20 protein-coding genes and 3 pseudogenes are annotated in these 20,237 nt (G+C 36.6%); 15 read left to right on the top strand and 8 right to left on the bottom strand.

Annotated elements, in window-relative coordinates:
- The 3 genes from ACJ28U_RS00945 to ACJ28U_RS00935 all read left to right on the top strand — a co-directional run.
- A partial coding sequence (locus ACJ28U_RS00945; protein ID WP_407618103.1) for an Ig-like domain-containing protein occupies positions 1–597 on the top strand: 597 nt, incomplete at its 5' end.
- Between the two features lie 829 nt (positions 598–1,426).
- Positions 1,427–1,588: a hypothetical protein gene (locus tag ACJ28U_RS00940; protein WP_407618102.1), complete on the top strand. Its 162-nt coding sequence runs from the start codon at positions 1,427–1,429 to the stop codon at positions 1,586–1,588.
- A complete protein-coding gene (locus ACJ28U_RS00935) occupies positions 1,578–3,095 on the top strand; it encodes a MucBP domain-containing protein (RefSeq protein ID WP_407618101.1) in 1,518 nt (505 codons plus the stop codon). Before ACJ28U_RS00940 ends, ACJ28U_RS00935 begins: the two co-directional genes overlap by 11 nt.
- Before the next feature lie 539 nt (positions 3,096–3,634).
- Here ACJ28U_RS00935 and ACJ28U_RS00930 read toward each other — a convergent pair.
- Both ACJ28U_RS00930 and ACJ28U_RS00925 read right to left on the bottom strand, forming a co-directional pair.
- On the bottom strand, positions 3,635–3,898 hold the full coding sequence (locus tag ACJ28U_RS00930) for a hypothetical protein (RefSeq protein WP_407618100.1): 264 nt from the start codon (positions 3,896–3,898) through the stop codon (positions 3,635–3,637).
- Positions 3,899–3,954: 56 nt separating this feature from the next.
- Positions 3,955–4,191, bottom strand: a complete 237-nt coding sequence (locus ACJ28U_RS00925; RefSeq protein WP_407618099.1) for a hypothetical protein — start codon at positions 4,189–4,191, stop codon at positions 3,955–3,957.
- Between the two features lie 276 nt (positions 4,192–4,467).
- Here ACJ28U_RS00925 and mobQ point away from each other — a divergent pair, with 276 nt between their 5' ends.
- The 3 genes from mobQ (at position 4,468) to ACJ28U_RS00910 (ending at position 9,248) form a co-directional block, all read left to right on the top strand.
- Positions 4,468–6,498: a MobQ family relaxase gene (mobQ, locus tag ACJ28U_RS00920; protein WP_407618098.1), complete on the top strand. Its 2,031-nt coding sequence runs from the start codon at positions 4,468–4,470 to the stop codon at positions 6,496–6,498.
- A gap of 1,677 nt (positions 6,499–8,175) precedes the next feature.
- Positions 8,176–8,943 (top strand): ParA family protein, encoded by a 768-nt coding sequence (locus ACJ28U_RS00915; RefSeq protein ID WP_407618097.1) that lies wholly within the window; start codon positions 8,176–8,178, stop codon positions 8,941–8,943.
- Between the two features lie 2 nt (positions 8,944–8,945).
- Positions 8,946–9,248: a hypothetical protein gene (locus ACJ28U_RS00910; RefSeq protein ID WP_407618096.1), complete on the top strand. Its 303-nt coding sequence runs from the start codon at positions 8,946–8,948 to the stop codon at positions 9,246–9,248.
- Between the two features lie 48 nt (positions 9,249–9,296).
- Here the strand turns inward: ACJ28U_RS00910 and ACJ28U_RS00905 are convergent.
- Positions 9,297–9,596 (bottom strand): annotated as a pseudogene (locus tag ACJ28U_RS00905) (mobilization protein); the annotation flags it as partial.
- Positions 9,597–9,661: 65 nt separating this feature from the next.
- Between ACJ28U_RS00905 and ACJ28U_RS00900 the strand changes: the two are divergent.
- From ACJ28U_RS00900 to ACJ28U_RS00890, 3 genes are all read left to right on the top strand, one after another.
- A complete protein-coding gene (locus tag ACJ28U_RS00900) occupies positions 9,662–9,910 on the top strand; it encodes a transposase (RefSeq protein ID WP_407618095.1) in 249 nt (82 codons plus the stop codon).
- 95 nt (positions 9,911–10,005) lie between these two features.
- On the top strand, positions 10,006–10,512 hold the full coding sequence (locus tag ACJ28U_RS00895; RefSeq protein WP_407618104.1) for an IS3 family transposase: 507 nt from the start codon (positions 10,006–10,008) through the stop codon (positions 10,510–10,512).
- Positions 10,513–10,521: 9 nt separating this feature from the next.
- Positions 10,522–10,740, top strand: a complete 219-nt coding sequence (locus ACJ28U_RS00890) for an integrase core domain-containing protein (RefSeq protein ID WP_407618094.1) — start codon at positions 10,522–10,524, stop codon at positions 10,738–10,740.
- A gap of 305 nt (positions 10,741–11,045) precedes the next feature.
- Here ACJ28U_RS00890 and mobV read toward each other — a convergent pair.
- Both mobV and ACJ28U_RS00880 read right to left on the bottom strand, forming a co-directional pair.
- Positions 11,046–11,506 (bottom strand): annotated as a pseudogene (gene mobV / locus ACJ28U_RS00885) (MobV family relaxase); the annotation flags it as partial.
- A gap of 298 nt (positions 11,507–11,804) precedes the next feature.
- Positions 11,805–12,188, bottom strand: coding sequence for a winged helix-turn-helix transcriptional regulator (locus tag ACJ28U_RS00880; RefSeq protein ID WP_407618093.1), 384 nt, complete (start codon positions 12,186–12,188; stop codon positions 11,805–11,807).
- Between the two features lie 125 nt (positions 12,189–12,313).
- On the opposite strand from ACJ28U_RS00880, the gene hxlA reads away from it, so the two are divergent.
- From hxlA to ACJ28U_RS00865, 3 genes and pseudogenes are all read left to right on the top strand, one after another.
- Positions 12,314–12,940: a 3-hexulose-6-phosphate synthase gene (gene hxlA, locus ACJ28U_RS00875; protein WP_077283306.1), complete on the top strand. Its 627-nt coding sequence runs from the start codon at positions 12,314–12,316 to the stop codon at positions 12,938–12,940.
- Positions 12,941–12,953: 13 nt separating this feature from the next.
- Complete coding sequence (hxlB, locus tag ACJ28U_RS00870; protein WP_407618092.1) at positions 12,954–13,484, top strand: 6-phospho-3-hexuloisomerase; 531 nt, start codon at positions 12,954–12,956, stop codon at positions 13,482–13,484.
- Positions 13,468–14,826 (top strand): annotated as a pseudogene (locus ACJ28U_RS00865) (glucose-6-phosphate isomerase). The gene hxlB and the pseudogene ACJ28U_RS00865 overlap by 17 nt, the downstream one beginning before the upstream one ends.
- Before the next feature lie 167 nt (positions 14,827–14,993).
- Here ACJ28U_RS00865 and ACJ28U_RS00860 read toward each other — a convergent pair.
- From ACJ28U_RS00860 to ACJ28U_RS00850, 3 genes are all read right to left on the bottom strand, one after another.
- Positions 14,994–15,650 carry an NAD(P)-dependent oxidoreductase gene (locus ACJ28U_RS00860; protein ID WP_407618091.1) on the bottom strand — a complete coding sequence of 219 codons (657 nt, stop codon included), beginning with the start codon at positions 15,648–15,650 and terminating at the stop codon, positions 14,994–14,996.
- Positions 15,651–15,850: 200 nt separating this feature from the next.
- Positions 15,851–16,813 carry a Gfo/Idh/MocA family protein gene (locus ACJ28U_RS00855; protein WP_230097580.1) on the bottom strand — a complete coding sequence of 321 codons (963 nt, stop codon included), beginning with the start codon at positions 16,811–16,813 and terminating at the stop codon, positions 15,851–15,853.
- A 191-nt stretch (positions 16,814–17,004) separates the two neighbouring features.
- Positions 17,005–17,595, bottom strand: a complete 591-nt coding sequence (locus ACJ28U_RS00850; protein WP_407618090.1) for a site-specific integrase — start codon at positions 17,593–17,595, stop codon at positions 17,005–17,007.
- A 60-nt stretch (positions 17,596–17,655) separates the two neighbouring features.
- Between ACJ28U_RS00850 and ACJ28U_RS00845 the strand changes: the two genes are divergently transcribed.
- The 3 genes from ACJ28U_RS00845 to ACJ28U_RS00835 all read left to right on the top strand — a co-directional run.
- Positions 17,656–18,006: a type II toxin-antitoxin system RelE/ParE family toxin gene (locus ACJ28U_RS00845; protein WP_407618089.1), complete on the top strand. Its 351-nt coding sequence runs from the start codon at positions 17,656–17,658 to the stop codon at positions 18,004–18,006.
- A complete protein-coding gene (locus ACJ28U_RS00840) occupies positions 18,003–18,287 on the top strand; it encodes a helix-turn-helix domain-containing protein (protein ID WP_407618088.1) in 285 nt (94 codons plus the stop codon). The genes ACJ28U_RS00845 and ACJ28U_RS00840 overlap by 4 nt, the downstream gene beginning before the upstream one ends.
- Positions 18,288–18,637: 350 nt before the next feature.
- Positions 18,638–20,237: adhesive domain-containing protein (locus ACJ28U_RS00835; protein WP_407618087.1), on the top strand; the 1,600-nt coding region annotated here is incomplete at its 3' end.

The following is a 20,237-nucleotide window of genomic DNA, read 5'->3' as shown; positions in this document are numbered from 1 at the left end:
GCAATTACACCTTCTCAGCCTACTACTGAAGGTGAAGCAATCACTGCTACACCAACAGACAAGGATGGTAATCAGGGAACAGCCACTACTGATAAGGTTGGAAAGCCCGACTTCGTCGCTGATGAACACAAGCCAACTATTGATCCAATGAAGCCAGGTTCTGAGCCAATTACTGGTACGGGAACGCGTGGTGACACAATTGTCTTGACGGATAAAGATGGTAAGACTATTGGAACTGGAACAGTAGGTGATCATGGCAAGTATGCAATTACACCTTCACGGCCTACTACTGAAGGTGAAGCAATCACTGCTACACCAACAGACAAGGATGGTAATCAGGGAACAGCCGCTACTGATAAGGTTGGAAAGCCCGACTTCGTCGCTGATGAACACAAGCCAACTATCGATCCAATGAAGCCAGGTTCTAACCCTATTACAGGATCCGGTAAAATTAATAGTGCTTTTAGTAAAGATGGTGAATTACCTAATACTGGTGTTGATAAAACAGAATTTATTACTGTATTAGGTGCAATTATGCTATTCATTACTATAATTCTAGGTATGCTATTTACCTCAAAAAATAAGGACAATAATTAAACGTTATTTGATTGCAAGTAAAATAAACTAAAATAATGGTATGTGATATTAGAAGGTAAAATTTAATATTTGCAACATCACTTGGGCAGTTGATTTAACATTGTTACAATCAACTGCCTTTTGTGTTTAATTCATTAATTAGAAAACACTTTTTACACGTACGAGAATACGTAAACGGAATTTTCTGAACATTCAATTTGTTCATTTTAAAATCCACAGAAAAACTAATACGGAATATAATCATAAGCGCAACGATATAAAGAAAAGCATCCTCTTCTAGGAGAGGATGCTTTTTATACATACATAACTGGACACAGTAAATTATTCTTGATTATATTGGTTATTTTTAACTTCCTATTTTTCAATAATCCCAACTAACTGTAGTCATTCTTTTTTATTCTAATTGATTGTTTACAATGTTTTAATGCCTAATTAGTTAAATGTCACCCAATAAATGATGAGGCAAAATCACTTTTCTATATTTATATGGCTAAAAAGATAAAAAATTAATAAAACATGACTATAATCCGGGCGCTGATGTTAAGAATCCGGTCCCTGTTATTTAAATATAAATAACTAGTTTAAATTAACTTTAACGATAGACTAATCCGATATTTTACAATTATATCGATACAAACTGGACAATTAAGATATTCCAGCACAATTATCTATATATAAGACCAAATGACATTAGACTTTTTTAGACTCGACATAATGTTACTGAAGACGTACTATGCCATTTATTTGATTTGAATACGGTTTATCGCCTTTAAATTAATGCTATGATACAATATATTATAATACATTATAATATATTAAGAGGTTGATCATGAAAAAAAGAGTATCCAAGTCATTTACTCTATTATATGAAGTAGTTGAAGAGCTAAATAAGAATGCTAAATCAAGAGACCTATCTAACTCTAGGTATATTGAAACTATTTTATTACGTGAATTTAATATGGAATTAGAGGATAGTGCACATGAAGATTAGAAACTTATTGATAACTACTACGATTTTATCGACAATATTGACTGTAAACAGTTATGTGAATGATAGTATCGATGTCTATGCAGACATTGTTGGTAAGGCCGATCCTGCTAATACTGACGGGAAGCTACTAAAAGATTTTTCCAAAACACAGTCAATGGACTTGTCGACATCTGCTAATATGGATGTCAAGTATAGTGCAACACCAAATTTTGGTTCAGACTCTAGTATAGAGTTATTTGTTCATGATAAAAAAGTTAACATATCAGATTTACCACGGGAAAATCGTTCAAAAAATATTATTTTATCTACTGATCAACTTGGGACTGACACTTATGTATATGTCAAAAACGCTTTATATGTTTGGGACGAAAACGATCACAAGTTAACGCCGAGAGATATGAAAGTCAAACTTTTAGGGCAAGATTTAACTGATAGTGGTGTAACCACGATATCCGTTGGGCTTGATAAAAGTAATTTTTTAGCAGTTGGTGGTGGTTATCAGGTTGCTAAGGCAGGTAATTATTTCCATATGAACTATCAATTTATTGACCCTGCAACAAGAAAACCAGTTAATCAAAAGATACATATTGGTTATCAAGATGTGGATTTTAATGAAGGAATAAAGATAGATAATTCGGCTATTGATTCTATCTATGTTCATAATAATTCTCAGCTACCATATGACTTGACTTCAGATAATTTTTTGGCTGTTACACATGATTATTTAGATTATAGCGATAAAAAGGATAGCGCGTCTGAACCTAATCATATAGTTCAATTTCATCTAGATGTACCCAAAGATGGTCTAAATATTGATATTAATACGTCTAGAATTAAACCCGATAAATATTATGCTGGTAGCCAAGTAGTGCCAAGTAATCTTAAGCAACTTAACTATATGGGATACCAAACAACTAACTTTATTGATGTGGATGGTAATGTTATTGCTGAACCGACATATCAAGATGGATTAGCAGGAAAAAATTGGACTACCAAAGAAAAATCTATTTTGGGATATCGTTTGGTTCCTGATAAAACTATTGGTCAGAATAATGGACAATATATTAATGGAGTTAATACGGAAGTAACTTATGTTTACGAGAAGGAAACACCAGCTGTAAAGCAAGGTGATCTAGTTGTTAATTATGTCGACAAAGATGGTAATAAGGTCAGTGAATCAGATACTAGTACTGGTGACATTGACGCAGCTTATACAACAAAGCCAAAATCAATACCTGGTTATAAATTAGTTGAGACGCCATCTAATGATCAAGGAAGCTATGTAGATGGAACCACAACCGTAACTTATGTTTACGAGAAGGAAGCTCCTAACAATAAGTATACTGACGATAAGATGACTGATACTAAGGTTCCAAACAAATTAGTGGCATTGCCTAATACAGGTGTTAACAAGCAAATAGGTATAACTGTATTGGGAGTAATGATGTTCGTTGCTACTATAATTTTGGGTATATTATTTACTGCTAAAAATAAGCCAAAAAAGTAATATTAGCTAGACCAAAGAGAGTTAACATAACATCGATTATCCCAAGTCCCAGCATTATCAATGGCTGACGGTTGATTGTGATTTTTGGAAATTCACAAACTTAAAAAAAGCCCGATTCACTCACTTCACAAGTGGGGAATCGGGCTTTTTTCACAATCTATACCAATTGTTTTTTCGGTTCAAATTGGCTGCTGATTTGATATACAAGTATAACTAGTAAAGTGCTTAATATTTTCTGTTGTGGGTTAGTATACGTTCCAAGTATATATAAAAATTGGAATATGATGATCTGTTTTTTATAAGATCCTACTGCTTAATTTTTCACGCACATGTTTTAAAATTAGAATCATATTTTCATCTGAATATACTATAAAAAATAGAATAGGTATACTGATATTTTTAGAACATAGTTATAGTGAATAACCGTTCTTTTAAGAGATGAAATAAGTTACCGAAAGGGGACAGTTCAATAGTGAATAACTAGTGAAAAAATAAATATAAGATAAGTAAAAAAGATAGATCGGAAGGATCTATCTTTTTTACTTTTTGTATTTTTCAGGTTTATTAGATTTTACGTATTCTGCAAACGTTTTAAGCAAAGATTCTGTTTCATCAACAGACAAATTATCAATATCAAAATACTTGTCTAATAATGCCCCTTTTTGAATAAATTTACGAGTACGAAGTTTGCGTTCCTTGTTTGATTCATAAAACTGTTTTTGCTTCATAAGCAATTCGTTTTTTTGAATCTTTTTTTCTAGTTCATTTTTTTGTTGAACTAGTTTATCTAAATTATCAACCATAATGATTTATCCAATTAAAAATTTGAATTAGTTTGGTTATTTAAGTCAGTTGATTTTTAATCGGTAACATCATCGTTATTTTGTTCAGAATTTGAATCACTAACTGATATTTCTGAACCTAGTAATTTACCAAGTTCTGCAATTTTATATTTTGTAAATTCTGAATATTCAAGGTTAGAGTTTTTAATAATCTCATGGCCTAAACTGCGTTCGATTTTTTCTTTTTCAAGTTTGATTTTTTCGTTCAACTTTAAAAGGCGTTCTTGTTGTTTTTCTAAGTTGATTAAAGCCATTTGTTTTCCCCCTGAAATTTATAAATCGACCATTTGTTAAATTCATAATATCAGACCCTTTAAAATCAGTCAACAAAAAATTGAAAAACCAAAAAAAAAGCGGTAAACTTAACGTAGTGACATGGAAATCTTACAAGCGAGTGAAACGAGCAGTAAGCGCACTTACACATCAACCATAAATGGCTGATGTAATTGCTAAAAAATTGTGTATTAGAAGCCGTACCGGCAACTTGAAAAAATAAAATTAAAAACGACAGGAAAGGGGGGATATTCAAAATGGCTATTTTTCACATGAACTTTAAAAATATTAGTGCCGGAGACGGACGAAGTGTTGTTGCTAGTGCTAGTTACAGAAGTGGCGAAGTTCTTTACCGAGAAGCTGATGAAAAAAATTATGAATACCCCCGAGTTGTAAAGCCGGAATCTTTTATTTTGTTGCCTGAAAATGCGCCGGAGTGGTCTAGTGACAGAGAACGTTTGTGGAATGAAGTAGAAGCCCAAGAAAACAAGGCTAACTCACGGTATGCAAAGGAATTTAATATTGCGCTACCGATTGAATTAAGTGATGACGAACAACGTGAGCTGTTGACTAAGTATGTTCAAGAAACATTTGTAGATTCAGGTATGGTTGCGGACGTTGCAATACACCGAGACCACCAAGAAAACCCACACGCTCACGTTATGCTAACTAATCGACCATTTAATGCAGACGGATCATGGGGACAAAAAGCAAAAACTGAATATATCATTGACGAAAACGGAAACAAAACTAGAACCGAACAAGGCAATATTCGACAACGTAAAGTTTGGCTTGTTGATTGGGATAAGCCGGGGAAAGTTGATGAGTGGCGTGGACAGTGGGCGCAAGCTGTAAATCAATATTTTGAACTCAAAAAAATGCCTGATCGCATTAGCGAAAAGACATTGAAAGAGCAAGGTATTGAATTGCCAGCAACAAAGCACGTTGGTGTGAATAATCAGGCCGAAGAACGAGCAGAATATAACGAGCTTGTTAAGGAGCAACGAAGTAATTTATCACGTCAAAAAAATATCGGCGAAAAAATTGTTGCGGAGCGCCGCTTAATTGCCTTGAAGGAACATATGAGTTTCACTGAAAAGGGACAAATTGCCAAGTTAGGTAAGGAACTACAAACTTATATAGAAATCGACCAATTGCGAGATAAGCAACGTATGATATTCAACTGGAAAAACAGTACATTCATTAAGAATGCAGTTGGCGAAGATATGACGAAATCAATGCAAATAATTGCACGTCAGGATAATGCGCTTGAAGAAGCCAATGAATTGGTTGATAAAGTTGTTAATCGAGTGATTGATAAAGTTTATCCAGAACTAGATAAGGACAAGTTTACAAAGTCTGAATTACGCCAGCTTATTGTCGAGACAAATTCAGAGAACCGTATTTTCTCAAATGATGAGTTGCCAGAACGTATGAATGACATTAGAGCATTTACTGTAAACCGAGAAGTTTTGACGTTTACTAAGCGCCCATACACTAGTGCAAATCTATTACAAAATCAGAAAAATACAACTATTGCTAACATGGAAAACGTTTTGCAAAAGCAAGGTAAAACATGGCAAGGACTTGATGATTCAAAAGGTAAGTTGCTACAAGACTTTACCGGACAAGATCGTGAAGATTTGGTGCGTTCAGTTCGCCAATATGCGGGTATTAAACAAATGGAACGGGTTGTGGAAGCACAGTACAAAACCGTTATTGAAAGAACGTTTAATGAAGTGGACTATAAGGCGCTGGAATTACGTGATAAAGAGCGTTTGTATAATTTGATTATGTACTACAACCCAGAACAAAAAACACTAAAACCAGCACACGTGAATGTGCTGGTTAAGAACCCACCACGCATGTTTAGTACGAACGACCACGTACAAGGACTGAAAGTGTTAGCGGGTCAAGAAAGCATTGATAATGTTAAAAATCAGGCGTTGCGCCGTGTTATTAGTCATGGTGGAACAGTACAGTTATTCATAGGGGAAGCAGCTAATAATGGTGCTATACCACAAGAACTACTTGAACAGGCAAAACACGAGAGTAGTAACGAATGGATGAAGAATGAGCGATTTAATCGTGAACAGATCGGCGGAGATTATCGAGGTATTAAATACGGAGAATCAACACCAAAGCAATACACAAATCGTTTGTTCACTAGTGCTATGATGAATATCATTTACAATCTAAGCCGGAATCAAAAGAATGAACAACAGCTTGAACAAGACATGAAAGCTAAGAGCCGTAGGCAAGAGCATTCCTATGGAAGAGGAATGTAACTGAAATTATTAGGGATCTGATTTAAAGGTTTGAGCCACACTTAAGGTCAAATTATTGACTGATAAGGATTGCATATATTGGGGTAATTTTTATTACTCATAAGCATATGCTAATAGCGAAATACAGCAACTATATTAAAGTCGATAAAATTACGATAACTAACCTTTGCGGTAAAAAAATAACAGTGATCCCTTATGTTTAAAAAGGTATTATGCTGAATTAATAGAAAATCCTCCAGATAGGATGGAAATAATCCGGTTCCTATCTGGGGGATTTTCTTGTTCTCCTGACAGATAACCTGTGTACGTTATGTGTGTAATGAGGAGATTAAACCAGTATATTGGGCTTTCAAATACAATAAAAAAGTCGATCATCGCCTTGGAGGACACATAATCGACTTCAATATATTCAGCAGTTAACTATGGAGTAGTGAGTGCTGCATTCGTTCCAGAACGTAATTGCCTTGGAACCGCTTAACATGCTACAATAAACGCAACAAGTTAATATCAGTAAAGGCTTGAAAGTGGAATTGGCGTTCCATTTTCAAGCTGTGCCAGATGACGCAAACTCATTTGACACGTTTTTAACTTCCTGATCTGTATGTTCATTGTATCATGGTTCAGAAAGTGTAATCAAGTAGGTGAGCTTCAAACAGGACATAAAATGTCAGGGCTTATTCAGAGGATTCCGTACAGGCGTGTTGATTGAATGGCACATAACGTATGGAATCCTTTTTTTGTACTTATGGCATCATCGGCAACGGTTAAAATGTACTCGTTATCGACATATCCTGTTATTCAGGGGCGGAAAATGCACCGCCTTTATTCAACGGCATTCCCTGAGCAACTACAGACTATGGTTGTTCAGGGGTAAGGGAAGCGCAACTAAGGACACTGCCTCTGGCTTCCAACATGGTGACATGAAAAGGCTACGTGATTACATATCGAAATCATATGCTGAACTGGGCTTGTGGGTGGCAAAACACCGCCGAGAATCAACGTATAACGTAATTCTGGACGGTCTACGGAGCTTTATTGGCTCACACCAGCGGGAAACCGCTAAAAGGCAGGTATACGGCTCCTGACGCCTTAAAAGTGTGAGTGTTGAACTAGTCTTGTTAACGACGGTACGAGAACTCTGAGGAGCGATTGACGTTGAATACAGTTCATTTATTGCTAAGCTATGGGTGAACTGTATTCTCAAATACTCAAATCTTTCGGAGCGATGATTAGTTAGTGCATGTCAACTTGTTTTTGTTAAAAAAAAGCGGATTTGATTAAGCGTCATCATATAGGTTCCAAGTGCTTGCACTTGTGTCTGCCGAAGGCCACTAATTAGCCGGTGTATATTACAAGTCTGATTCAAACTAAAATGGCGTTCACTTATACAAATTTGTCCAGCGGGCGTTGGATAGCTTTGTATTGATCCTTGCAGATTATTCGTTGTGATAGAAATTTAATACTAAGTTTTTATAACTGTCTTAACGTATGAAGTATATTTGAAAGTCATGTACACGTGTACATATACATGTATGTAAATGTATGGTACAATAAAACTATAAACTAATAATAAAGAGAACGTTGCTAAATCAGTTGCATTATTTATTAGTTGTAAAAAAACGTTTACATATATGTATACATACACGTAAACATATAGATTGCTGATTGGGGGACTTCATGACAAAAATAATAGCTTTCTACAACAACAAAGGCGGTGTTGCTAAAACAACAACTGCCACTAATATAGCCGGTGTTTTATCGTTAGAAAATAAAAAAACATTGTTAATTGACGGAGATCCACAAGGACACGCTAGTTTAACCTTTGGTGTTGATTCCGATGAGTTAGAGACCACGTTAGGGGCATATTTAATTAGTGGTTGGACTGCTAAACAGGCTAGTGACTATTTTATTAAGATTAACGACTATTTAGACATTATCCCAAGTAATCAAACATTATCTGATTTTATTGTTCAAGCGGCATCAGAACCAAATGAAGTTCGTAGCAAACACTTATTAAACTTTGTTGAATCAGTTAAAAAGGATTATGACTATATTATTTTTGATATGGCGCCAGCCGTAGATATTGTGTTGGAAAACATCGTAAAAATTGTAGATGATCTTGTTGTTGTGGCAACGCCAGAAACATATGCTGTAAAAAATGCAGAAACAACACTAAAAATTACTGATGATAGAAATGTAAGAGTTAGGCATATTGTTCCTACAAAAGTTCAAATGAATACTAATACGCACCAATTCTTATTAGATAATTTACGAGAAGTAGCCGAAAATCACGATATTAAAATGACTGATACGTATATACCGAATTTAATAGCGTTTGCAGAATCAGTTACGCTATATCAATTGCCAGTATCATTGACAACAGACATGCGTTATAAAAAAGCAAGATCGTATTACCAAAATTTGGCTAAGGAGTTGAACTACTAAAAATGGCAAAACCACAATTTAAAAAAGCAGTAGATACTAATATTAAAACGGACTTACCAACACTAAGGCAACCTGAAAAGTTTATGGAACGAACAGAACAGATTAGTTGGTCAGAATTAGAAAAACAAATTGAAGCAGAAACAGAAACGTTTGAACGAGAAGTTTTTTCAGTTAATATCGAACCGACTGTAAAAAAAGTTATTCAAAAAGCGGGAAATAAAATTGGACGTAATAAAGGCGGTTCACGAGAAATCGTTAAGGAAGCAATAGTGGAATATTTTAGAAACCACCCTGAATTTATTTAACTGAAACAGGTATACCGAAGGGATTTAACATAACACATATCATCGATATAGCAACACTTTAAAGCGATCTAAATCATCTGGTTTAAGCAGCGTCTTACCAAAGAGGTTTTTAGATAAGTCTTGTTTAAAGGCATCAATTTGTTTTTCGGCTAAGTCAACTTCCATTAAGGTTTGATCCGTGATTTTAAGTACGGCCTTTTTAGCCCTAATATTGTCTTCAATATCGGCTAGTTCTGTTTTTAGGTCGTTGAACTGATCATTGTATTTTTTGATTTCAGCGACATTCTCGAACGGTAAAGTTTTGTTATTTAAAATGCCTTTTTCATGAAAGGTTTGTAAATCTGCTCTTATGATGAGATTCCGGACTAGTTTTTCTAGTTTGGTAAAATATCATCATAGGAGCATTTTTATTTATGGTTACACGTTATGAAGAGGACTTTAAAAAGTCCATCGTTGAAATGGTTAAAGCGGGCCATCGGCCCGATGAACTAGCAACGGAATACGGGACGTCAGCTGATTCAATTCGAAATTGGGTTAAGAAGTACGCCCCCGTAGACGTTAATGGCGAGTCTGTTTCAGCCAATGAGCGCAAAGAACTCGCAATCTTAAAAGAGGAAAATGAAATTTTAAAACGAGCGGCGGTGTTGCTGGCAAAACATTAGTTTTGCGCGGTAGAAGTGTTGTTTTGCCAATTATCAACAAAAATTTGGCACAGGAACACCGCATCACACGCGTTTTGAGTGCTTTGAAAATTCTAATGTCCACTTACTCTAACTGGATTCATTGGGAGCCAAGCGCACAAGAAATACAACACAACAATCTGCGAATTGCCGTCAAATCAATTTACACGGCCAATAAAGGCATCTATGGGTATCGACGCATTGCAAAAACCATGCGAGACCTATTCAAAATGGCGATTAGTGATCGCTTTGTATGGCAGTTGATGAGTGAAGCCGGCATAAGATCTCGTATGCAAAGGCGATATAACAAGCCCACAACGGTTAATGACAAAGATCAGATGCCAAATCTTATCGGCAATCTGGATGACCTAAGTCGCGTGCTTACAACTGATATTACGTATATTCAGTTGACCGATAAGACATGGGTCTACATGGCGAGTGCGTATGATCCAGAACACCGTAAGGTGCTGTCATATCAAATCGCAGACACAATGACAGCCCAACTGGCGACCTCAGTCATTACTAAGGCGCTGCGGCGTGGTGAAAAGCCACTGTATGTGCATAGCGATATGGGAAGTCAATAAACCAGCGAATTGTTTGAAAACACACTGGAGTCCGTTGGCATTAGGCATTCTTATTCCCGTAAAGGACACCCTTACGATAACGCCCGCATCGAAAGCTTCCACTCGTTGCTCAAGCGAGAACTGGTCTATCAACGGACATTTGAGAGCATAAACAATGTGCAAGCTGCGGTTGGCTGGTATATCAACTGGTACAACAACACCCGTATATCACTTCGTGATGCGTCCTAGACCAATTTCTAGATGACATAAACACGATTATACAAAGTTGCCTATACACCTGCGCTTGCAAGCCCTGACTTTTTGAAGTTCAAAAAGTCAGGGCTTATTTGATGCATCCTCAAACTTGTGAAATTCAACAAAAACAAAACTAGACCAACATAACTCTAGAGCTTCCGGAAGGCACAGGAGAAAATCCCTGGCCAACATTAAAAAATGCCCTAAAATATGTACGAAATCAGGCCATTTTGAAAAATTTTCAGGGTACGATCCCTAGCGGGCTCGAAAAAGAAGTCCGGAATCTTGACATCACAGCCATCATGGCGTGTGAGCACTTCTCTAGCAGAGACGTTTATAACGTGATTTTTTATCATAAAAAACCACCGGAACAAAGGCATAGTGCAAGTGAGGAGTTGTCTGGTCATAATGCACTATAGCGGCCACGGCATTTTCTTTGCCATAACGGTCATTCAGAAAATTAGTGGTTGGTTCAAAAAAGGCGCTCTGTTGCTCGTAGGGGGGCTTCTGTGAGTTCTTCAGGTAAAAGTTTGACTATCCACGTCGCTAACGCCTTCACATCGTCTCTTTTCATGCAATCAATGTCATTTAAACGCTCGTTGAACCGTGAAAGCATATCTGAACCATCCGTCATGAGATCTTGATTCAGATAGGATTTCGACACATCAATTTCTTTGTTAGTGTGATGGTCGGTTTTACGTTCAAAATGGACCGCTAAACCGGGTACTGCGCCACGCGTATTTTTCTTTAAATGCGCCATCAAAAATGCCTCCTCGAAAAAGGTTTTCCAAGACCTGTATAACACCGTTAAAAATCTGGTATAACAGGCTCTGCGAGGCGCGTCATCGACAAGCGATGACAGTAGCGTTTCCCCTTCCTACTGGGGAAACTGCTATTTTACAGCGCCTATTATCCGGCTCGTAAAACCTCCGGCAGGTCACGCCGTGACGGGGCAATTTATCATTGCAGGATCACCTTCAGCGGGAGCATGTCATGCAGAACGATACCCGCGTGGGGCAAGCTGCTCGCATCTTAAACAGCAGATAAAAATCTATACATCATTTATTAAATGTTTTCACTAAAGCAACCTGTTTCAGTCTATGTTCTCCCCAGTCATTTAAAGCAACTATGATGGGAATTAATGTTTCTCCTATATCCGTTAGTTGATATTCAGTGTGCTTTACTTTACCAGTTAAGTATTCTCGTTTAGAGACAATTTGGTCCGCCATTAACTCATTCAATTGGTTTGATAAAACTTTTTTACTGATACTCTTCAAATGTTGCATAAAATACGAAAATCCCTGCGGACCATCATTTATTAAAATCCATAATATTAATAATTTATGCTTACCGCTAAACATTGATACGGTAAACTCTTTAGTACAATCAAACTCACCGTTACTAAGTTTTTTCATAACACTATTTCGAAAATAATCTGACATAATAATACTCCCTTATGGATAATAAATATAAAGAGACACTGGGTTACTTTGAAGTGCCCTCTATTAAATTTTACCAGTAAGGTAAATAATATATATATTATTAAAAAGAAAGGTGTTATTTTATTATGAAACTACAATTAGCAATTGATTTAGAAGATGTCCAAGGAGCCATTGATTTAATTCAAAAGACGAAAGATAGTATTGATATTTTTGAATATGGAACCCCTTTGGTAATTAATTTTGGACTTGAAGGACTTAAAAAAATTCGTGCGGAATTTCCAGATATTACATTACTTGCTGATTTGAAAATAATGGACGTCGCTTCATACGAAGTGAATCAAGCATTTGCTTACGGAGCAGATATTACAACGATTTTAGGTGTTGCCGAAGATCAATCTATTAAGGACGCTGTAAAAGCAGCTCATGAAGCTGGAAAAGAGTTATTGGTTGATATGATTGGGGTCCAAGACATTGCAACTCGTGCTCGTGAAATAGATGCTTTTGGAGCAGATTATATTGGTACTCATACAGGGTATGATCTACAAGCCCTGGGTCAAGATCCCTTTGAAACCTTTAATATCATTAAGAACAACGTTTCTAATACAAAGACTGCAATCGCTGGTGGAATTAAATTAACAGCAGCGGAGGAAATTAAGTCGGCTAATCCAGATCTATTAATTATTGGTGGAGCAATTGCTACAGTAGATGATCCAGCCACAGCCGCAGCTGAATTCAAGAAAATTCTTGGATAAATAGGAGTTTGTTATGAATTGGGAAAACATGATTTATGAACTAAATAATAATTCGGATAAAAATATTCCCAATGAGTTATTAGTGGTTATCAATTCAACTAATAGAATTTTTTTGGCGGGATTTGGACGCTCAGGACTAGCATTACGGGCTTTTGCTATGCGCCTTGCGCAATTAGGCAAAGAGACTTTTTTTGTAGGGGATACTACTACACCTGCTATTCAGGATAAAGACTTATTAATTATTGCATCTTCATCTGGAGAAACGAGGCAATTAATTCAATATGTTGAGACTGCAAAAAATATTGGAGCGAAAGTTTGGCTATGGAGTACAAACAGGCATAATACAATCTATAAAAAAGCAGACTACGTCATTCTACTATCCGGTAAAAGTAAGTTTACTAATAACGACATAACAAAACAGCCAATGGGAAGTTTATTTGAACAATCAGTTTGGTTATATGGAGATTTATTTGTAATTAACTATATGAATAAATTTAATATTTCCGAATTTGAATTAAAAAAGAGGCATGCTAACCTTGAATAATTCTATATTAAAATTTAAGACCCAACATCTAGAAAAATTTATTTTAGATGCAGAAATTTCCATGATACAACCAATGGTTACAGTTGCTGATGAAATGCTACGTAAGGGAACTGGGGCTGGCTCAGCCTACACTGACTGGCTTCACTTGCCAACTGAATACGACAAGGATGAGTTTGCGCGTATTCAAGCAGCAGCCAAGAGAATCCAATCAGACTCAAAGGTTTTGGTTGTTATTGGAATCGGAGGGTCATACTTGGGTGCCCGTGCGGCAATTGATTTCTTGAATGAATACTTCAACAACTACTTGCCAGATGAGCAACGCGACTTCCCACAAGTTGTGTTTGCCGGAAACTCAATTGCGCCAGCTTACTTGAACAGTTTGATCAAGGTTATCGGTGACCGCGATTTCTCAGTTAACGTGATTGCAAAGTCAGGTACGACAACTGAGCCGGCGATTGCATTCCGTGTATTCAAGCAAATGTTGGAAGACAAGTATGGTGTTGAAGGAGCTCGTGAGCGTATCTACGCCACGACTGACGCAAAGCGTGGTGCTTTGAAGACGTTGGCTGACACAGAAGGTTACGAAGAGTTCGTTGTGCCTGATGGTGTTGGTGGTCGCTTCTCAGTTTTGACGGCTGTTGGTTTGTTGCCAATCGCGACTGCTGGTGGTGACATCGAGCAATTGATGGCTGGAGCTGCTGCTGGTGAAGCGGAATACTCTGATGACGATTTGGAAAAGAATCCAGCTTACCAATATGCTGCTTACCGTAACATCTTGTACCGGAAGGGGTATACGACAGAATTGTTGATTAACTATGATCCAACGTTGGTGCAATTCGGTGAGTGGTGGAAGCAATTGTAAGGTGAGTCAGAAGGTAAGGACGGCAAGGGTATCTTCCCAGCAACTGGAAACTTCTCAACGGACTTGCACAGTTTCGGACAATACATCCAAGATGGTCGTCGCAACTTGTTTGAGACGTTGTTTCGCGTAACTGAGCCAGTGACGGACCTTGTGATTCCAGAAATGGATGCTGACGACGGTTTGGGTTACTTGCAAGGTGAGAAGATGAGCTACGTTAACCGTACCGCTTCAGAAGGAACGATGTTGGCCCACGTTGATGGTGGTGTACCTAACATGATTATTGAGTTGGACAAGCAAAACGAATTTGCTTTGGGACAAGCTATCTATTTCTTCGAGGTAGCTGTTGCGATTGCAGGTTACTTGAACGGTATTAACCCATTTGACCAACCAGGTGTTGAGGCTTATAAGCGAAATATGTTTGGTTTGTTAGGTAAACCAGGATATGAAGAGATTACTAATAAGTTAAAAATACGTCTATAAAAAAGTGTTTATCTCACGTATTGGAAGTATATAATAGGAAAATAATCTAATCACGTTAGATTTGGTTAGATGAAAATATACCATTACAAATAAATCAGCATAATCAAAAAGCATCATCTTCTAGGATTATTCCTAGAAGATGATGCTTTTTAGTAGATAAATACATGTTAACCATTAGCCACCGTAAAGCGCTTTTGATTGTATTGGTTATTTTTAACTTCTTCAATGACCTTAAATGCCATTGTGCCAGAAGTAGTTTCTGATACATTTTGGTCATTCGTTAACAGTATGTCATCACCAACTAAAATGTTATCTGATTTTTCACCAGCAATAAAGTTACTACCAGGTGACACACCAAACCAATTCACGTTTTTAACACGGCGTAAGAATTCAAGTTCGTATAATTGATTTTCAGGAATCGCACGCCATGGTTTTGTGCTGTCATCTGCGGCAATTAAATCATAGGTAAGTTTGATCTTTGATTCATCAGTGTATAAACTACCTGCTCCTAATATGAATCCAATACGCTTGCTACTATTACGTAGTAAAGCAATTAGATGTGCAGCAAGATCAATTTGTAAGTAAGCTTGGTCGGGTGCGGTTGCAAACGCATCAATAATCACATCAACGTCTTCTAAATCGCTTAATTTGATTTCAAAAGCATCTTTGTTCAAAATGTTAATATCTTGAAATTCGTTATTTAAAGCATTGAGCTTATCTAGATTGCGTCCATTTGCAATAACTGATAATCCATTTGCAACGGCTTCAGCTACTAATGCTTGACCAGTCATGCCAGTAGCGCCAATAATCAATAATTTCGTCATTACTAGCTTATCCTTTTATCTGTAGTATCTTAATCACAGTAAAACAACCTACTATTTACAAGTTACAACCCTTAACCAAGTTCAGTTTTATCTAGCATGGTATCTTGATAGATAACTAACGCGATCTATCACCTTATAAAACTTCTGTGCAGGGGAAATCTACTGTTAAACGTAATTATTATTAGCTACTCTAGCTAGTCTTACTTTTGCTGAGACCAGCTTGTTTTCATTTGTTCGAAAATTGTAAATACATCATCTGTCATAGTCTTGTAGTTTTGAATGCTTGATGGCTCAGCAATGATACTTTCGAAATCTAAAATTTCGTAGAACAAAGCATTTTCTGTGCTTCCCTCTGTGATTGATTCTGTGGTATCACTATCTACATGATAAAAATACGCTGATTGTGCGCGTGGATATTCTGGTATTGTAATATAACCTTTTGTTCCAGAAATAGTTAGTGCTTTAGGTTGCTTAGCTTGCAAAGAAACAGATACCATAGCCGATTCGCCCGCCTGATTATGAAGAATTGTGACGGCCTGTTCATCAACTCCAGTTGGAGCATAGTCAACAAAAGACTGCACATTATCAGGTTGATCTGACATAAAATAGCGTGCCCCAGATATACCGTAAACACCCATATCAAGTAAGACACCACCACCTAGATCAGGATTAAAGAAGCGATTATTAGGATCATAGGGTTTAACACTACCATGTGCCACACTAATATGCTTAATTTCACCTAATTGACCGTCATTAATCATAGCTTTTACTTTTTTGGCTAAAGGCATATGAACTAAAGTCATTGCTTCTAAAAGTATAACGTTATGCTGTTGCGCCAAATCTTCAAGTTGATCCAAATCTGCCTTATTCAACGTAATTGCTTTCTCCATGAGTACATGTTTGCCATGTTCAATCGCTTGTTTTGCTATATCAAAATGGGTATTGTGTGGCGTAGCAATATACACAGCTTCAACTTTGTCATCAGAAAATACATCATCTAGAGAATTAAATTGATGAAGAACGCCATAATCGGTAGCAAATTGTTTTACTTTGTCTGCATTACGACTAAATACGCCATAAATTTCTCGATTGTTCTTATTAAATACGGTTGCCATTTCATGCGCAATAACACCTGTTCCAACGATTGTCCAATTCATTGTCATTTTTGTAATCCTTTCAATTATGTGGTATCTAAATTGTAGCGCTTTTAATCACATGATTGTATAAAGAACACTTCGGTACTATTTGATCCTATAAAAATGTTTTTTAAGCGTTCTCATTTTGAAATAGCCTTAATCACCAGCAACATCATAAAATCTATGAATAATGTCCTCGAATCAATCAATACTAAACATTATCCAAAATCAATTTGATCTAATATAGTCTCTCGACTAGCTTGATCCAAGCCAAGATAAGTAAGCGTCATAGCCTCACTTGAGTGATTCAATAAGTGCATGACTAGACCAATGTTGTAATTTGATTGCGTATAAACGCGATAGGCGCCTGTTTTACGCATGGTATGAGTACCTAGGTAGTTGATTCCTAATAGATCACCAACACGCGCCATCACTTTATAAAACTGTTTCTCGGTTATATGGCGATCAGAATTGGCTGTTGAGGGAAATATCCATTCAGAATTAATATTTTCTTGGACCATCCAATCATGATATTGCAGCAAGTCTTGCTGAACAGGTTTTAAATATAACGTGTTCGCTTTGCCTGTTTTTTTATCATGAATAAAGGCCGTCTGTTTAACAGAGCCATCTGGATTATAGACATCGGATCTCTTTAACGTCATCACATCACTCACCCGCAGCAAGGTGACTTTGCCAACTTGAAAGATGGTGTAGTTACGGCGACCCGCCCGAAAACTATCTAGTAAGGTGTCTTGCACCATTTTTAAGACATTTGAGTCTTTGATTGGTAGTACGATTTGTTGCACCATTAGCTACACCTTTAAAGTTAATTATTTGATTAACGATAGCGTATTTGCTATCATGTTGTTATGGAAAAATTTGAGTTTGATTATTACGATTGGGCTGAATTTGAACAGTTCTTAGATCAATTACCTGATAAAGATGCTGCTAAACTAATTGCAACCATTCAAAATATTGAAAATAATGGCCTCTTAGTTGCGGAAAGACAATTATGGGTAAAAAAGCTAGAAAATAATCTCTATGAAATTCGTTCTAAACGAGCTTCAAACATTCAAAGAGCTATTTACTTTCAAGTTAAAGGTAGTCAATACATTATTACTAATGCCTTTACGAAAAAAACGCAAAAGACACCTGAAAATGAAAAGCAAATTGCTCGAAATAGACGCAATCAGTATTTGAATAAGGAGGAAAACCGATGAATAAACTTGATGTCTATATTTCTGAACGTAGTAAAAACAATCCCGAATTTGCACAAATTGTCGAGCAAGAAAATATCAATTTAGAGGTGGCAGTAAAAGTTCATGACCTGCGTGAAAATATGGGGTTGAGTCAACGTGAATTTGCCAGTCTGATTGGTAAACCACAATCAACGATCGCACGCATTGAAAATGGGTCGATGAATGCTTCAACAAAAATGTTATCAGAGATTGCCCAAGCTACTAATCAACGATTAACTATTCAATTTAGCCCCGCATTTTAAGCTATATTATATCATTTAAATGAAAAACAACCCCTAACAAATTACTCTGGTTTGTTAGGGGTTGTTTTAATAGTGTTTTACAGGGGCGATTTATAACACACTAGCCCCATTATTTTATATGCCGCTAACATCCTTTTGAAAGCTGTATAGTATGTGACATAACGCTTAGTAACATCTTTTTTAATTGTGTTACCTGAAATATATTCCAGGATTGCATTGTATTTTATTTATTGTGATGTCTTAGTCATAAAGAAAAACACCGAAAGTTACTTTAACTTTCGAGACACACCTCGATTTTTTTGATTGCAAAAAAAAAAACCTTATGAGAATATGAGCTAAAGATAAGTTTAATGTTTGATTTCTTTAATGTTCAGGAGCGTCATTTAGGAGGATTAATAATGGGCATACAAGACAAAAAAGTACACTATAAGATGTACAAAGCTGGAAAGTTATGGCTGTATAGCTCCATTGCTTTAACATCATTTATTAGTGTAGGAATGATTAGTACATCAGCCAAGGCTGATTCAACAATTCAAGCACATATAGAAAAAAATAGCTTTGTGTCGATAAGGCCTGTATCGGAGTCCGCAAGCTCGGCAGTAGAAGCAACTCAGACACCTGTATCGGAGTCCGCAAGCTCAGCAGTAGAATCAGCTCAGGCACCTGTATCGGAGTCCGCAAGTTCGGCAGTAGAAGCAGTACAGATACCTGTGTCAGATAAACACATTACATTAACCAATAAAATATTAAGTGAATTAGATACGCGTAAATCTATTGAAAAAATGGCGTTGATTCAGGGATCTATTTTAGATAATGTTACAGTAACAAATAATAGTGGTACTGTTTCAGGTGGTAAGAGCTCCGAAGGCACAGCTTTAAAGAATGATAGTGGTAGTAAGGATATTGATTTTAATATAACAGGAAATAAGCCGGTGGAATCTACTCTTATTGGTTCCGGTAATAAAGTTTTTGCGCTATCAATACCTAAGGAATTGGTGGGTAAAGTAACATTAAACGGGCAGGCGGCAGTAAGCACTAGCGTTTCTGTTAGGCTTGATCAAGTTCCAATATTGAGTACAGCATTGTCATCACTTCAAGTAGCAGTTAATACATTTAATACAAGTGTATCTAATGCTCTTAATTTAGCCTCATCAACAGTAGGAGCCAGCCTAGTTGCCAAAGATAGCAATGGAAATATTATTTTAGGTTCGGATGGTAAGCCAGTAAATGGATTGCAAACAACTGTCGCTGCAATTAATAATTTATTGAATGATGCTATTACTGTTGATCAATCTAATTTCAATGTAGTAATGAAATTGGGACCAGATGGAAACATTGTTTCAATTGACTTGAATGATGGGTTGGGTCAAGTACTACAAAATAAAATTAATGATGTTTTGACGCATATCCAAGACTTAATCGTGTCATTAGAAGTGTATCCTACTAATGGATATAGTACTAATCCACTTCTAGCAGCTCCACAACGTCTGGCAATTGGAACTGCTAACACTACGTTATCAGTTTTGAAAGGGACCTTAGGAACAGCGGTAACAGCAGTACGTACAGTTATAAATGCAGGCACAGGTATTTTAGGTAATCTTGCCAGTGTTTCACTACTCGGAGATACACAAGCTACATTGCCTTTAACTATTAATACTGATGGACTAAATCAATCAGCTATTGATTTAAATAAAGGAGCTGAATCTTTTAATGCTTTGGTTACCACTGGTGATATTATCAATATAAATATATTTAATGGTACAACTGATTCTACGAATGTTTATTTTGATGTGACTTCTAACGGTTCAACGCCCGACTTCGTCGCTGATGAACACAAGCCAACTATCGATCCAATGAAGCCAGGTTCTGATCCAATTACTGGTACGGGAACGCCTGGTGACACAATTGTCTTGACGGATAAAGATGGTAAGACTATCGGTACTGGAACAG

Origin of the sequence: Weissella sp. MSCH1 (genome assembly GCF_045799135.1) — a bacterium.
In the GTDB taxonomy this organism is placed as follows: Bacteria; Bacillota; Bacilli; order Lactobacillales; family Lactobacillaceae; genus Weissella.
The sequence above is the reverse complement of the archived record's forward strand: the minus strand, read 5'-3'. Positions and strand labels throughout refer to the sequence as shown.